The 16,527-nt window shown below is 45.6% G+C and carries 12 protein-coding genes; 3 read left to right on the top strand and 9 right to left on the bottom strand.

Features of this window, described 5'->3' with window-relative positions:
• Positions 1-50: 50 nt before the first annotated feature.
• The 3 genes from K401_RS0102515 to xdh form a co-directional block, all read right to left on the bottom strand.
• Positions 51-1,253: an FprA family A-type flavoprotein gene (locus K401_RS0102515; protein ID WP_024291493.1), complete on the bottom strand. Its 1,203-nt coding sequence runs from the start codon at positions 1,251-1,253 to the stop codon at positions 51-53.
• Positions 1,254-1,347: 94 nt separating this feature from the next.
• On the bottom strand, positions 1,348-2,376 hold the full coding sequence (locus K401_RS0102510) for an XdhC family protein (RefSeq protein WP_034620353.1): 1,029 nt from the start codon (positions 2,374-2,376) through the stop codon (positions 1,348-1,350).
• A 112-nt stretch (positions 2,377-2,488) separates the two neighbouring features.
• Positions 2,489-5,107, bottom strand: a complete 2,619-nt coding sequence (xdh, locus tag K401_RS0102505) for a selenium-dependent xanthine dehydrogenase (protein ID WP_024291491.1) — start codon at positions 5,105-5,107, stop codon at positions 2,489-2,491.
• Positions 5,108-5,620: 513 nt separating this feature from the next.
• On the opposite strand from xdh, the gene K401_RS0102495 reads away from it, so the two are divergent.
• From K401_RS0102495 to K401_RS0102485, 3 genes are all read left to right on the top strand, one after another.
• Positions 5,621-6,088 (top strand): 2-thiouracil desulfurase family protein, encoded by a 468-nt coding sequence (locus tag K401_RS0102495; RefSeq protein WP_024291490.1) that lies wholly within the window; start codon positions 5,621-5,623, stop codon positions 6,086-6,088.
• Positions 6,089-6,138: 50 nt separating this feature from the next.
• On the top strand, positions 6,139-6,720 hold the full coding sequence (locus K401_RS0102490; RefSeq protein WP_024291489.1) for a hydrolase: 582 nt from the start codon (positions 6,139-6,141) through the stop codon (positions 6,718-6,720).
• 121 nt (positions 6,721-6,841) lie between these two features.
• The gene (locus K401_RS0102485) at positions 6,842-8,161 is read left to right on the top strand and encodes an aspartate kinase (RefSeq protein WP_024291488.1); all 1,320 of its coding nucleotides are present in this window, start codon (positions 6,842-6,844) and stop codon (positions 8,159-8,161) included.
• Positions 8,162-8,269: 108 nt separating this feature from the next.
• Here K401_RS0102485 and K401_RS0102480 read toward each other — a convergent pair whose 3' ends face one another.
• From K401_RS0102480 to K401_RS0102455, 6 genes are all read right to left on the bottom strand, one after another.
• A complete protein-coding gene (locus tag K401_RS0102480; protein ID WP_024291487.1) occupies positions 8,270-9,892 on the bottom strand; it encodes an alpha,alpha-phosphotrehalase in 1,623 nt (540 codons plus the stop codon).
• 16 nt (positions 9,893-9,908) lie between these two features.
• Entirely contained in the window at positions 9,909-10,739 is an 831-nt protein-coding gene (locus K401_RS0102475) for a carbohydrate ABC transporter permease (protein WP_024291486.1), read from the bottom strand.
• Positions 10,739-11,617 (bottom strand): carbohydrate ABC transporter permease, encoded by an 879-nt coding sequence (locus tag K401_RS0102470; protein ID WP_024291485.1) that lies wholly within the window; start codon positions 11,615-11,617, stop codon positions 10,739-10,741. The genes K401_RS0102475 and K401_RS0102470 overlap by 1 nt, the downstream gene beginning before the upstream one ends.
• 24 nt (positions 11,618-11,641) lie before the next feature.
• On the bottom strand, positions 11,642-12,919 hold the full coding sequence (locus K401_RS0102465; protein WP_242837895.1) for an ABC transporter substrate-binding protein: 1,278 nt from the start codon (positions 12,917-12,919) through the stop codon (positions 11,642-11,644).
• Between the two features lie 107 nt (positions 12,920-13,026).
• A complete protein-coding gene (locus K401_RS0102460; RefSeq protein ID WP_024291483.1) occupies positions 13,027-14,562 on the bottom strand; it encodes a helix-turn-helix domain-containing protein in 1,536 nt (511 codons plus the stop codon).
• 1 nt (position 14,563) lies between these two features.
• The gene (locus tag K401_RS0102455; protein WP_024291482.1) at positions 14,564-16,381 is read right to left on the bottom strand and encodes a sensor histidine kinase; all 1,818 of its coding nucleotides are present in this window, start codon (positions 16,379-16,381) and stop codon (positions 14,564-14,566) included.
• Positions 16,382-16,527 lie beyond the last annotated feature (146 nt).

Here is a 16,527-nt window from a genome sequence, read left to right as displayed (position 1 = left end):
GCAAGGTACTTAGCTGTTCCCAGCCATCCCTTGCTCTTTCCTGTTTGATATTATTTTAATGAGTCTGCAATGGCATTAGCCATAGCAGCAATTTCAGACAGCTGGTCCTCTTTTACAGATGATTTGATGGTAATGGTCTGATCCAGTATGGTCATGTTTTTCATTCCTGTAAGGATTTCCGTCATCTTTTTGCCTGCCATGACACCCCAGGAACCGTTTTCCATAAGGGAAACTGTGCGGTTCTGTACGTTATGGGCCTTCATATCCAGAAGCAGATGCTCCATGCTGGTGAAGATTCCACCGTTATAGGTGGCTGAAGCAAATACCAGATGGCTGCAGCGGAAGGCCTCTGAAATAAGCACTGACGGATGGGTGTTGGATACGTCATACATGACGATGTTGCGGATGCCCCGTTCGGACAGGCGGCATGCCAGGATGTTGGCTGCATTCTCCGTGTTTCCGTAAATGGAACCGTAAGCGATCATAACGGCGTTTTCTTCCGGTGTATAGCTGCTCCATTTGAAATACTTGTCCATATACCAGCAGATGTCAGAACGCCATACAGGCCCGTGGAGAGGACAAAGGATCTGTATGTCTAAATCCTTGATCTTCTTTAAAAGGGTCTGGGTGGACGGACCGTATTTTCCTACAATATTGGAATAGTATCTTCTGGCTTCATCAAGCCATTCCCGTTCAAAATTCACTTCATCGGCAAACAGGTTTCCGTTCATGGCGCCAAAGGTGCCAAAGGCATCGGCGGAGAAAAGAATCTTGTCCGTGGTATCGTAAGTAACCATCACTTCCGGCCAGTGGACCATGGGAGCCATATAAAAGGTAAAGGTGTGTTTGCCGGAGGAGAAGGTATCCCCTTCTTTTATGATAACAGCACGGCTGTCAACGCCGAATTCATAAAACTGGTTGATAATGGGGACTGTCTTGGCATTGCAGATGATCTTTACGTCTGGATACCTTCTGACCATTTCCCCTAAAGTGGCACAGTGATCTGGCTCCATGTGGTTTACAATGATGTAATCCAGATTCCGCCCACCAAGGACTGCTTCCACATTTTCCATGAACTGTCCGGTTATTGCCCGGTCAACAGTATCAAAAAGAACGGTTTTTTCGTCCAGCAGGACATAAGAGTTATAAGATATCCCTTTCGGTATGGGATAGGCGTTTTCGAACAGGGCCAGACGGCGGTCACTTCCTCCAACCCAGAACAAGTCGTCTTTGATATTTTTTACACAATACATGGTGCTGCCTTCCTTTCTTTCGTTCGTGCATTCTAGTCCATCGTATGCAGTATACTATATTTTCAGGAAAATGTCATTGTGTTTTTTAACCGGATCAATCTAAAACAGGTTCAATATAAACTTCCACGATTCCGCCGCACACCATTCCTTCGTCTTCAGCGTTGCCGGGAGTCATGTCAACCTTCTTTAATACCGGCGTTTTATCCCTTGCAGTTTCCCTTGCAATGGCGCACACCTCAGCTTCCACACAGCCGCCTCCAATGGTTCCGATGGTGCTTCCGTCAAGCATCACGATCATTTTTGAGCCCACATCCCTGGGGGCGGAACCTTTTCTGGAAACAATGGTAACAAGTGACTTTGGCATGTCCGATAATTCCAAAGAGGTGAGCCCTCCAAGGATTTCCTTTGGATATCCAAAGGTTTTTTTGCTTTCGTTTTTGACCTGGATGATCTCCGCCATAATGGCTACGGCGATTTCTTCTGGGGTCTGGGCATTGATTTTTAACCCAATGGGAGTATAGACCTGGTCTAACAGTTCCCGGCTTATTCCTTCGTTCTCCAGGAAATCCTTTACCAGCTTTACTCTGGCTCTGCTGCCGATCATGCCGATGTAGGCATTTTTCTTGACAATGATCTGGGATAAGCAGTCCTGGTCGTGGCGGTGTCCCCTGGTGACGATGATAAAGTAATGGCCTGTACTTCCCTGGATCTCTTCCAGGGCTTCCCGGAAGGGCTTGCAGATAACCGTATCAGCACCTTCTTTTCTTGCGGTATTGGCAAAGGATACCCTGTCATCAATCACCGTAACGTGAAATCCCAGCATTTTTCCGATTCTGATAATGGGGATGGAAATATGTCCGGCCCCGCATACCACCATGTATTTTTCTCCTGTTACAAATTCGCAGAACAGAGTGCTGTTCTGAGATTTAATGATCTGGGTTTTGTCAAGGCCTTTTAAATCCTCAGAAAAGGGGTCAAAAACCTTTTCATCCCCCTGTCTGCAGATAAATTCCCCATTGGACCACAGGGCTTTGGATCCCATTCCCTGTCCTTCGATGATTGTCAGGCTGATCAAACTCTTGTTTTTATCAGCATTTGTTAATTCTTCATAAAATCCTGCCATTATATGATTGCCCCCTTTTGCTGTTGTGTTTTTGAAAGAAAAAAGGGCGGGATTCTCTCCGCCCTTTTTTGGGTATTCTGCCTGTAAAGGGATCTTTGCTGTTGGGATCCTTTTATTTTGCTGGTTTTGGTTTACGGTAGAAGGTATTATCCAAAGGAAGTTTGTAACGGTATACGCCATCCTTCTTATAATAAGCATTCTGTAAAGCAGGTGCTCCCATAACACATACGATCTCACCCACACCCTTTGCTCCAAATGCTACATCAGATGGATTCTTTTCAATGAACCGTACGTCAATGGGCGGCATCTGAGGTGCTTTAAAGAGACCTAACGTACCTAACTTGGCCTGAGGAATGCCATCCTTTAACGGGAAATCCTCTGTCAGTCCATAACCAAGTCCCATAGCAACTCCGCCTTCTACCTGTCCTTCTGCGGCAAGAGGGTTGATGGCCTTACCGATGTCATGGGCTGCAATGACATTCACAACTTTTCCTTCCGTGTCAATAACAAAAAGCTGTGTTGCATATCCGTAAGCAATGTGGCTCACCGGATTTGGTTTGTCACTGCCCATAGGGTCTGTTTTATAATCAAATTCACCGTAGTATTCCTTACCTTCTAAGTCGCTTAAGGATTTTCCTGCATCCAAATCTTCTTTCAGCTTTCTGGCTGCTGTGTGGATCGCTTCTCCTGTAAATACGGTCTGACGGGATGCGGTGGTAGTTCCGGAGTCGGGTGTGTATTTTGTATCCGGATGTCCTACCTCTACCAGCTCCGGTGCAAGACCTGTAGTATGACAGACCATCTGTAAGGTTATGGTCTGGAGTCCCTGGCCGATAGCGGCAGCAGAAGAGCCTGTAACAACCTTTCCGTCACGGATTCTTAAGATACAGCGGCCTACGTCTGCAAGACCCACGCCAATGCCTGCATTCTTCATGGCAGATGCAATTCCTACGAAATAATTGGGATCTGCTTCATATTTTTCAAAATCTTCTTTCACTGCTTCCAGGGTTTCTGCCATACCTGTGCCCTCATCAGCGATCTGTCCGTTAGGCAGGGACTGACCCGGTCTGATGGCGTTGCGGTAACGGATCTCCCAGCCGGATATTCCCACCTGTTCTGCCAACTGGTTGACGAGAGCTTCCGTAGACATACAGGACTGGGTTACGCCGAATCCCCGGAATGCACCTGCAGGAGGATTGTTGGTATAGTAAGCATCTCCTTCAATGTCCACGTTCTGGTAGTTATAAGGTCCGCCGGCATGAGTGCAGGCTCTTTGAAGTACCGGGCCGCCTAGAGAAGCATAGGCTCCCGTATCGGAGATAAGCCTGGCCTTTAATCCCTGTATGATGCCGCTTTCATCACAGCCGATCTTACAGTAGATTTCCATGGCGTGGCGCTTTGGATGATAATTAATGCTTTCCTGGCGGGAGAAGGATACTTTTACCGGTCTCTTGGATAAGTATGCGCAAAGTGCAGCCTGGTGCTGTACGCTCATATCTTCCTTTCCGCCGAAGCCGCCGCCTACGTAAGCGCTCTGGATTCTTACTTTCTCCATTGGAATGCCAAGATATGCACTTAATTCGTGATGTTCGTCATAAATTCCCTGTGCTCCGGTAATTACCCTTACACCGTCACCCTCAGGAATGCCAACAGCAGTTTCCGGCTCCATGAAGGCGTGCTCTGTTGCAGGAACATAGAAAGTGCCTTCCGCTACATACTTGGAATTGGCAATGGCTGTTTCCGCGTCACCGCGTTTTACCACTTCATGGGCGAGACGGTTGTTTTCCGGAATTCTGAATTTGCCAAATTGCATGAAGCCTTCGCCGTGAACCTGATGGGCGCCGGGAACCATGGCTTCCCTTGGGGAACGGATTGGTTCTAATTCTTCGTAATCAACTTCTACTGCTTTAACTGCCGCAACTGCCTGTTCCATGGTTTCGGCTACAACCATGGCAAGGGTATCGCCGCAGCATTTTGTTTCTTCGCCCACATCAATCATGCCGGGCCAGTCATGTGCCAGATGGCCGATATATCTGTCCCCCGGAATGTCCTTTGCCGTATAGATGGCCACAACGCCGGGCATGGCAAGCGCTTTGCTTGTATCGATGCCGTTAATTTTGGCGTGTGCATATTTGCTGAATAAGTTCTTTCCGTAAAGCATGCCTTCCATATAATAATCATCTGCATATTTGGCAGTACCCAGAGTTTTTGCCTCTGCATCCACACGGCAGGTTCTTTCTCCCACCTTGCCGGTCTGCTTTAATTCAGGTATCTCTGTATTTTCTCTAAGCATTTTTGCTGCCAGTAAAATGCCGTCTTCTATTTTCGTATAGCCTGTACAGCGACAGATATTTGTACGGATCGCCTGCTTTACATCCTCCCTGGTTGGATTGGGATTCTGGTCAATAAGGCATTTGCCGCTGATCACCATGCCGGGAATGCAGAATCCGCACTGAACGGCTCCTGCTGCCGCAAAAGCATAGACAAAGACATCTCTTTCTCTCTGTGTAAACCCCTCGATGGTCTGAACCTTTTTCCCCTCAAGCCTGGATAATTTCTGTACGCAGGCGCGGACGGTCTTCCCATCCACAATTACGGTACATGTTCCGCAGGCACCTTCCTTACATCCGTTTTTAACGGAGGTGATACCAAGCCTGTAACGGAGAAAATCCATTAACGCTAAATCTTCTTCTGATTGGTAATCCTTACCGTTGACATTTACTACAAACATGACAATACCTCTCTCTCTTTATACTTAGCTGATATTATATAATTCCGCGCATTAATTTTAACAATACTGTTTTATATAATTTTGTTAAAAAATGGCGTTTTTATTTCTTCTCCCACAACCATATTAACATATAAATCATCCAAAAACAATTCTTATTCCATGAAAATATAAAAAATTTTTAGCTATACACAAAAAAAGTTAGAACATGCGTTTTTCCGCTTAAATAAAGGACTTTGGCCTCTTCATTTATAGAAAATATCTATAAGTGGACCTTGAAATTCAAGGTGGTTATTAGTGTTTTCGAACCGGCTTTTTATATGCTGGAAAAATATTTTAAACTTTAAAAATATTGCAAATTTTGTTGCATATGGTATAATGAAAAAAGACTAAGATACGATGTCCTCTGGGCTTTTGCCTGGAGGATGTTTTTTTACACAAAAGGTGTGGAATATTTTATACCAGAGAAAGAAACGTGAATTTTTAATGGTAAGAAACTGCAAAAGGAGGCGGAAGATGAGCGGGGAAAAAGAAAACATTCTGGTGAGCGCCTGTCTGCTGGGAGTCAACTGCCGCTATGACGGCGGAAACGGCAAGCGGGAGGATTTGATCGCCCTTATGGAGAAATACAACTTCATACCGGTCTGCCCGGAGCAGCTTGGGGGCCTGGAAACGCCCAGGGAGCCTGCGGAGCAGATTGGCGGCGGTGAGACAGGGAACCCACATGGGATCCGTGTGGTGGACCGGTCAGGAAAAGATGTGACGGACTGCTTTGTAAAGGGAGCAAAAGAGACACTTAAGCTGGCCAGGCTTTACGGCTGCAAGCGGGCTGTTTTAAAGGAACGGAGCCCATCCTGCGGCCATGGGTATATTTATGACGGGACGTTTTCAGGGACAAAGGTTTTGGGAAGCGGTGTGACCGCAAGGCTTTTGGAGGAAAACGGAATCCTTGTATCAGGAGAAACCAGCATAGGGTCCTTTTAAAGGAACCGAAAGGCTTAACATTTATAAATATAAAAGAAAGAGGAGGCACTATGAAAACAGCAATTACAAGACAACAGGCACTGGAATTACTTATGAAATATAATAAGGAGCCGTTTCACTTACTTCACGGACTGACGGTGGAAGGGGTAATGCGCTGGTACGCAGGAGAAATGGGATTTGGGTCAGAGGAAGAATTCTGGGGAATCGCAGGCCTTCTTCATGATGTGGATTTTGAGCAGTACCCGGAGGAGCACTGCAAGAAAGCACCGGAGCTTCTTTCTGAGATTAAGGCGGAGGAAGAGCTGGTCCACGCCATATGCAGCCATGGCTACGGCATCTGTTCCGATGTAAAGCCGGAGCATGTGATGGAAAAGATCATGTTTGCGGCGGATGAACTGACCGGTCTTATCGGAGCGGCAGCCAGGATGCGCCCTTCAAAAAGTGTCATGGATCTGGAAGTATCCAGCTTAAAGAAAAAATATAAGGACAAGCGGTTTGCGGCAGGCTGTTCCAGAGATGTGATCGCAACAGGAGCAGAGAATCTGGGGTGGACGCTTGATGAGCTGTTTGAAAAGACCATTCTGGCCATGCGCTCCTGCGAGGATAAAATAAACCAGGAAATGGAAGCGTAATTTTATGCATAAAAATGGAAAAATATACACGAACCGCGAAAAATACTTGACAGCGGGTGGCAATTAGGATATTATTTCCGTTAAATATGTATAATAACCTGTATCAGAGGAGAAAAGCGCTATGAAAAAAGTTGTGAAATTCGGAGGAAGCTCTTTAGCCAGCGCAAAGCAATTTAAAAAAGTTGGCGACATCATCCGCGGGGATAAGAGCAGACGGTTTGTAGTGCCGTCTGCACCCGGCAAACGGAATGATAAGGATGAAAAGGTTACGGATCTGTTATACCAGTGCTATGATGCGGCAGCAGATGGAAAAAGCTATAAAAAGATTCTGGAAAAAATCAAGGAACGTTATGTGGAGATCATCGATGGTCTTGACTTAAACTTAAATCTGGATCATGAGTTTGAGACCATTGAAGAAAATTTCCTTAAAAAAGCGGGCCGAGATTATGCGGCTTCCAGAGGAGAGTACTTAAACGGACTGGTGATGGCAGAGTATTTAGGCTACGAATTCATTGATGCGGCTGAAGCGATCTTCTTTGATGCAGACGGAACATTTAATGCGGAGCTTACCAACAAGGAGCTTAGTGAGCGGCTGGAGCATGTGGAACGGGCGGTAATCCCGGGCTTTTACGGATCAAAGCAGGACGGGACCATTAAGACCTTTTCCAGAGGCGGCTCTGATGTGACAGGTTCTATTGTTGCAAAGGCTATCCATGCGGATATGTATGAAAACTGGACGGATGTTTCCGGCTTCCTGGTGGCTGATCCCAGGATCATCAAGAACCCTGAGGTCATTGAGACCATTACATACCGGGAGTTAAGAGAGCTCGCTTATATGGGAGCCAGCGTCCTTCATGAAGATGCCATATTTCCGGTGAGAAAAGAAGGGATACCCATCAATATCAGGAACACCAATAAGCCTGATGATAAAGGGACCCTGATCGTGGAGAGCACCTGCAGGAAACCCCATTACACCATTACGGGAATTGCAGGAAAAAGAGGTTTTTGCTCCATTAACATTGAAAAAGCCATGATGAACGCTGAGGTTGGCTTTGGGAGAAAGGTTCTGGAGGTATTTGAAAAGTTCGGCATTTCCTTTGAGCATATGCCGTCAGGAATCGATACCATGACCGTATTTGTCCATCAGTCGGAGTTTGAAGAGTATGAGCAGTCCGTTATAGCAGGGATCCACAGGGCGGTAGAGCCTGATTTCCTTGAGATGGAATCAGACCTTGCGTTGGTTGCAGTGGTGGGCCGGGGCATGAAGGCCACCAGAGGGACTGCCGGAAGAATCTTTTCTGCCCTTGCCCATGCCAGGGTAAACGTGAAGATGATCGACCAGGGCTCCAGTGAGCTTAATATCATCATTGGTGTGAAAAACGCAGACTTTGAAGAAGCCATTAAGGCGATTTATGATATATTTATTACCACCGAGGTTTAAGACAGAAAGACAGGCTGAAAGGAAGTACTTAACAGCCTGTCTTTTTCTCTTCTGTTCCCCTGGCAGAGCTGCAGAAAAATGGGGAAATTGCTCTATCTCTTTATTTTCCTATGGCCGGATCAGATACATCCTGGCTTCATATGGCTTAAGCACATCTGCCGGGCCTTCATCCCTATAAGAACTGGCCAGCAGCTTTTTCTCACGGTCAAATTCTTCAGGAAGCTGCAGCCGCACCGTATTGCCATAAAAGTTGCAAATGACAAGCAAGACTGTTTCTTTCCGTGTGCGGGTATAGGCAAAGATGTCAGGATCCTCCGGCAGCAGGAGCCGGTATTTTCCGTCTGCGAATACATCATAGGTTTTCCTTAGCTCAATCAGCTTCTGGTAAAGGTAAAAAACAGAAGTTTCATCTGCAAGTGCAGCCTCTGCATTAATTTCCTTATAGTTTGGATTCACCTTGATCCAGGGAGAACCCTCCGTAAATCCAGCTTCCCTGCCTTTTGTCCACTGCATGGGCGTTCTGGCGTTGTCCCTGCCTTTTGCATAGACAGACTCCATAATATCCTCTTCTTTGTATCCTGCCCCAATTCTTTCCCGGTACATATTTAAAATCTCTATATCCCGGTAGTCTTCCATGTCATACCTTACATTGGTCATTCCAAGTTCTTCACCCTGATAGATATAAGGGGTGCCTTGCATTCCGTGAAGGAGTATTGCAAGCATCTTGGCCGATTCCACCCGGTATTCCTTGTCATTTCCCCATCGGGATACAATTCTCGGCAGATCATGGTTGTTCCAGAACAGGCTGTTCCAGCCCTTGCAGAAAAGTGCTTCCTGCCAGGTGGATAAGACACGTTTTAATTCCAGGAATGGGAGAGGAGCTAAGTCCCATTTTTCACCGCCTCTTTTCTGGTCAAGGCAGATGTGCTCAAACTGGAATACCATGGAAAGCTCCCTTCCATCCGGGCTGCTGTAAAGCAGGGCATTTTCCGGATTTGCACTCCATGCTTCACCTACTGTGACAAGATCCCCTTTCTGAAAGGTTTCTCTGCTTAACTCCTGTATAAAGTCATGGAGCATTGGCCCATCCGCCGTGATCAGCCGGTCCGGATCCTTTGCCACACAGTCGATGACATCCAGCCGGAATCCGCCTGCCCCTTTCTCCATCCACCAAAGGATCATATCCCGGATTTCCCGGCGCACCTTTGGGTTTTCCCAGTTAAGGTCCGGCTGCTTCACTGAAAACTGATGGAAATAGTATTGTCCCAGTTCCGGAACCCACTGCCAGGCAGGGCCACCAAAAGCAGCCCTTAATCCATTTGGAACGATTCCTTCCACCCCATCCCTCCACACATAATAATCATGATAAGGGTTTTCCTTGCTTTTTATCGCTTCTTTAAACCATGGATGTTCATCGGAAGTATGATTTAAAACAAGATCCATGATGATGCGGATTCCCCGTTTGCCTGCTTTTTCAATCAGTTCCTCCATGTCTTCCAGGTTTCCGAACATGGGATCAATATCCTGATAATCGGATATATCATACCCATTGTCATCCTGAGGGGAACAATATACGGGGGAAAGCCAGAGAGCATCTGCCCCCAGCTTTTCCAGATAATCAAGCCTGGAAATAATCCCCTGAAGGTCTCCGATCCCGTCACCGTTGCTGTCCTGAAAGCTTTTGGGATAAATCTGATATATGACTGCTTGTTTCCACCATTTTCTGTCCATTTTCTTTTTCCTTCCGTCAAGCTTTTACAGAACCGCTGGTCACTCCTGCGATGATCCATTTCTGACAAAAAACATATACCGCTAAAATTGGCAGCAGAACCATTAAATACGAGGCAAAGGCAAGATTATACTGGGTGGAGAACTGGCCTTTAAACACATACTGGGCAAGCTGCAGGGTCTGCTGGCTGGCATCGCTCAGCAAAACCAGGGGCATGAGAAAATCATTCCAGGTCCACATAAAGGACAGGATCGCCACTGTAGCGCTCATTGGCTTAAGCAGGGGAAATATAATCCGCCAAAAGGTCTGGAACGTATTTGCCCCGTCAATCCTTGCCGCCTCCTCCAATGCATGGGGCAGGGATTTGATGTACCCTGAATAAAGAAATGTATTCATGGGAAGTCCGAAAATAATATAAATCAGTGTGATGCCGTAAATGTTATCCAAATGAAAAGAGGAGGCCTGTTTGACCAGGGGAAGCATAATCACATTAAAAGGGATAAACATGGCGCTGATAAAATAATAATACATGAGATTGAAAAACCTGCTTTTATCCTTGTTTCGTATAATGGCATAGGCTGCCATGGAATTGGTCAGGATGGTAAACACCAGATTAATGTCTGTGATAAAAAATGTATTGAGGAATTTCCTTGGATAATCGGTCAGCTCCCATGCCTTTGAAAAATTCTCAAAGTGAAGGGAAGACGGAAGCGCCAGTATATGTTCCATATCTGACGGTGATTTCAAGGCAATCACAACAGTAATATAAAGGGGGCCCAGGATAACTAAAACAGCGATTGCGGCCAAAAGGACTGTCAGGGGCCAATTGATCTTTTCTTTTCCTGTCATCAGTTTATTTTCGCCTCCCTTTTTTCCAATATCTTCAGCTGGAGTACGGAAATCGCCGCCACAACCAGAAATAAAATAACAGCATTGGCTGACTGGTAGGCAAACTGTCCGCCGTCAAATCCCCTCTTATAGATCAGCATGGAAATCGTAGTGGTTGCGGTTCCTGGCCCTCCCCCTGTCATTGCCATGATCTGGTCAAAGGCCATGAGAAAGCTTTTGACGCTTAATACCATATTTATGGTAAAGAAGGGGGCGATCAATGGGAAAGTGATCCAAACAAACCGCTGGAGGCCAACGGCACCGTCTACGGATGCTGCGTCATAAATATCCTTATCCACTGTCTGAAGGCCGGAGAGATATATCATGGTGTTAAAGGCCATGGCCTGCCAGACAGTAACAAATAAAACACCCAGCCATGCTTTGCCGGTTCCAAGGATATTTACGCTTAAGCCGGGGATTCCTGCCATTTTCCCAAACCCTGGAAGGATATTGCCGAAGATAAAGTTAAATACAAAGCCAATGATTAAGGTTCCCAGCATATACGGCAGGAAATAGAGTGCCTTTAAAAGATTCTTACCCAGAATTTTTCCATTGAGCCCGCATGCCAGAGCCAGGCTTAAAACGTTGACAAGGACTGTAGCGGAAAGTGCAAACTGAAAGGTAAAGCCATAGGCCTGCTTAATGGAAGGATCCGTAAAAAACTGCAGGAAGTTTTTAAACCCGATAAATTCCCAGCTCCCGTAGCCCTTCCAGTTGGTAAAGCTGTAAAAAATACCCTTTAAAAAGGGGACCGTATGGAATAGAAAGAATAGTACTGCCATGGGAACTACCATAAGATAGAACGCCGGGCTGATATGGTTATTTCTATGTTTTTTCAACGTCTTATCCTCCTTTTGCCTGGTTTACCGGGTATTGAGGATATCGTATTGTTCATCGCATTTTTTCAGTGTTGCGGCAATATTTTCGCTTTCATCCATACCGTTTGCCCTGTTTAAAAAGAACTCAGATAAAATTGCTGACAGATTATAGCCGTTGGGGTAATAATGGTCTACAAAATCCGTAACCTTTCCATCGGCAATGTCCTTGGCCAGACCGGCAACGGAAGGTTCCTTTTGCACAACGCCTTCCACCGGAGAGAATGCAAACTGCTCATCTATGTATAGCTGGCTGTTTTCCGGCTCCAGCAAAAATGCCACAAAACGTTTGGCTGCTTCCGGGTTTTTGCACTGGTTTGTCACCATAAGCATAACGTCAATGCCGGATACAACCTTGTTTTTACTCTTATCATTGGTTGCGGGATAAGCAAACATATCCAGATTAATGGATTCATTGGTTTTCTTGATTTCCGGTACGGTCCACACGCCGTTGATCAGCATGGCGGCTTCCCCATTGGCAAAGCTGCGGTTGCCGTCATCATAGGAAGTTCCCATAAAATCCGTCTGGGCATAATCCACCAGCTTGCTGTATTTTTCCAAAACTTCCTCGTGGGTGCCCAAAAAGGTTGCTGTTCCTTCTTTCTTTGCATCTAAAAACCCATCAGGCTGTGTTGCCGGTGCCAGGGAGTTCCAGGAGGGAAGGATGGTCCAGTTGTCTTTAAAGCTTAATTCAAAGGGCTGGATTCCGGCTGCAGACAGCTTTTCACATGCCTCCATCAGCTCATCCCAGGTTTCAGGAACCGATATGCCTGCTTTCTGAAACAGATCTGTATTGCAGATAATTCCGGAAGCATTGGCAGCAAATGGGATGCCGTATGCCTTTTCTTCTTTATCCCCATTGATATCATAAACCATCTGCATGTAAGAACTGTTTATGGTCTTTAAAACCTCCTGGTCGCTTAAATCCAGTAAGATTCCAGCCTCTGTAAGCTCCGTATAGGTGTTGTCACCGCCATAGGCGATGAGATCCGGCAAATCATCTTTGGTCATCCTGGTCTTTAATACGGTTCCTGCATCTGCCGGGGAATTGAGGGTAACCTGGACATCGGTGTTTTGTGAGTTGAATTTGTCTACAAGCTTTTGCATGGTGGATACATTTTCCATTTTTGAAGAAAAAAATTCCAGCTGTGTCACTCCGGAATCAGAACTTTTGCCTGAGGTTTTGCCTGCCTCGCTGCATCCTGCAGCCATCACCGCTGCTAAGGAGCAGGTTAAACCAACTGCCAACATTCTTTTCATTTTCATATACATCATCTCGCCCTTTCTGTTTCCTTGTTATTTGGTAGTACCAGTATACAAAACAAATTACAGCCTTCTGTATAAGGTATCTGAGATGTTTTGTAAAACTTTTTTTACCTTTTTTCTTCCTGGGCGCGATATTGCTCGGGGGTCATCTGGTAAAGGCGTTTGAAGGTGTGGATAAAATAGGAGGTGTCATTATAGCCTACATAACCGGCAATTTCGTTTATTTTAAAAACCGTATTCTTTAAAAGCTCCTTTGCCCGTTCCATGCGGCAGTTGATTAAGTATTTGGAAAAATTCATCCCTGTCTCTGATTTAAACAGACGGCTTAAATAGCTGGAATTCATAAAATACTTGTGGGCCGCCAATTCATTTAAGGAGATTTCGTACCGGAAGTTAAGGGATACGTAATTTTTGATTTCCTCAATGATGCTTCCTTTTTCCTCCTGAGAACCGCAGGTGTTTTCCAGGATTTTAAACATATACCGCTCAAGCTCCTGTCTGGTCCGGAACTGATAAAGGTCAGATTTAAAGGAAAATAAAAGATACCGGTTTACCTCTTCTGATTCAGAAGAGGCCTCCCTGCTGCAATAGGCCCTGCTGATAACAGAAAAGATCTGCATGATACCGCTGTATAGGGAATATACATTCCAACTGGCCTTTTCACATTTTTCAAAAAACTGACGGAGGGCAGACTCTGCCTGTGGGCAGCTGCCTTTTATCACGCTTTCGTAAATAGCCAGTTCCTCCTGCTGGGTCAGGATCTGTTCCATGGTAAGCTCCGGTTCGTATTCAAACACTCTGGTCTTTTCGTCAAGCAATCTTCCGTTGATGGCATAGACACAGTCCCTGTAAGCGTCTCCAAGCTGCTCTTCCTCTTTATAAACTCTGCTGATTCCACAGGTGATTTCCACATCCCATTGAGACAGCGCCTGTTTTAACCGGCGTATAAGCCTTTGATCCGGAAGCTCCTCCTGATTGTCAAACTTCATGGCAATCATCTCGTCCGGCTGCTGGAAATAAAAGACCTGGATATTTCCGTAATCAGATGAGGTTTCCAGGAATTCTGACAGCTTTTTTGCTTCCTCCCTGCTCATGCGCTGCTTTCCCTGAAATAAGAACATCTGATAGGAGCGTTCCTTTAGCTGTCCGCCGCATAAATCACGGAAGGTATCCATCAAAGCCCTGTTTGCCAGAAGGCCGGAGATATTCACATATTGGAGGGATTCCTGCAGCAGCCTCCGGTCCACCTGCTTCTCAAGCAGCCTTTTCTTCTCTTCTCTGGCCTTTGTAATATCCCATATGGCCTTTTCCAGCTCCTCCGGTTTTACCGGCTTGGTAAGGTAATACCGGACTCCATATTTCATGGCTTCCCTGGCGTAATTAAAATCCGAATAGCCGCTTACTATTATTACATCCGTTGCCGGACAGTTTTCTTCCGCATATTTTGCAAGGGACAGTCCGTCCATCTCCGGCATGCGGATATCGGTGATCACAAGATCTGCGTCCCCGGCGGCAAGATAATCTGCCGCCTGTTTTCCTGTTTCGGCTTCCAGACAAACGGTTATATCCATATTGATGCTGGTTAAAAGTTTAACGAGCATTTTCTTTGCATAATATTCATCTTCCGCAATGATGACCTTCATTTTATCTCTCCTTATTTCGCCTGATCCGCATATGAATGCAGGTAAAGCTTCCGTACCGGCTTTCCACCACAATTCCGCAATCTTCCCCATAATAGTTTTTAAGCCTTGCATTTACATTGGCTAACCCGATGCCTGATCCGTCTTCCCCCAGCAGGGCGTTGGCTTTTGTACTCCGTAACGTCTGGTTTAATTCCGCTATCTTCTCATCCGTCATGCCGCATCCGTCATCGTACACGGAGATCATAAGATAATCTTCTAAATACGGTGATAGGGAGATCTTTAAACAGTCCTTGTCCCGTTTTGCCTTAAATGCATGTTGAATGGAGTTTTCCACAATGGGCTGAAGGATGAATTTGATCACTCCATTATTTTCGTATTGGACGGGAATATCATATTCCACCGCAAAACGCCCAGGAAACCGGATGGACTGGATGCGGATATAGTTCTTTACCTGAATCACTTCATCCTTTATGGTTACAAAGTCAGTCCCTTTGATGTTATAGCGGAACATATCTGACAGACTTTCCGTGATTGCCGGGATTTCTTCAATATCTTCCAGACGGGCTATGGCTGTGACCGTGTTTAAGGCATTGTATAGAAAATGGGGATTGATCTGGAACTGAAGCATTTTAAGCTCTGCCTGCTTTTGGTTTAACTGCATAATATACAGCTTGGTAATGCTGTCATTGATCCTCTTTCCCATTTCATTGTAGATTTCAATCAGGTTGCCGATCTCATCCTCCCTTGGCTTTAATCCATGTAAAAGCTTTACTTCTCCCTGCCTCGCCTGGCTCATGGTTTGTGCCAGGGCCTTAATGGGCCGGCTGACCTGCTTGGATAATATGAAGCTTAAGATCCCGGCTGCAGTCAGGATCAGCATCACCCATGCCATGACATTGAGCATACTTTCCATGCTGGTGTTGATCAGCAGGTGTTTTGGGATATACTGGACCAGATACCAGCCGGTGGATTCATTTTTTAAGACAGCGGCAATGCAGAGGGTATCATGAAGATAAAGCTCCCCGGATCTCTTTCCCGAAGCCTCGATCTGTTCCAGCTGAGGGAAGGCTTCCTGTTTTTCCTTTTCTGAAAGGCCGGTCTCCAGATTGATGTGAGCGTTTCTGGAGTTATAGATGACCTGGTTTTTGTATACAATGGCAAAGGAGGAGGCCAGACCGTCGGCTGCATCCGTGGAATTAAAATCTTTTGCAATGGATCCGAAATCTAAATCTGCCAGGAGATATCCATAGGCTCTGTACTGGCCGATATCTGAAAGCTGGTGGCAGACTGTTACCAGGGAATAGCCGGTATTACCTATTTTCTGGGGATAAGGGATTGTGTAGTATTTCTGGCTCTTGGTTTTCCAATCAACACCTTTGATTGTTTTCCAAGCGCTTTCTATGTAATCCTCTGATATGTTGTTGATGCTGCAATAGATGTCTCCTGAAGCGGTCAGTATGGTGGTTCTTTGAACATGGGGGTTGATGACCGTGAGCATTTTAAGAACGGTCTGCATGTAATAGTCTCTTTCATAACGGTCTTTTGGAGACATATTGCTGGCTTTTTCATGGAGTATGACATTGACCTTGGGATCGATCAGATGAAGAAGGTTTAAGGAGCTGTTATTTCCCATGGCAATATCTAAGTTCATGTTTTTTTGCTGGTTGGACTGTTTCATGTATTCAATATTGTAGGTAAGAGCCGAAGAGACTCCTTGTATATAGCAGATGGCGAAAATAACAACAGTAAAAAGAAGTAATAGTAAATAAGTAAGAAGTATTTTGAACTGAAAGGATAATCTTCGGAAACGTCTGAGCATAGTATTCCTCCTGATATTCTGGCTTGGGTTACGTTTCTAAGTGTACTATAAACACAACCGCTTGAACAGTATGCTTTTACTTGAATCCCCTTACCTCCCTGTGTTATGATACACGTAAAATACCGTATTTTTAACCGAATCAAGTA

This window comes from Lacrimispora indolis DSM 755 (assembly GCF_000526995.1).
Classification (GTDB): domain Bacteria; phylum Bacillota; class Clostridia; order Lachnospirales; family Lachnospiraceae; genus Lacrimispora; species Lacrimispora indolis.
This window is presented reverse-complemented; position numbering and strand designations above follow the sequence as displayed.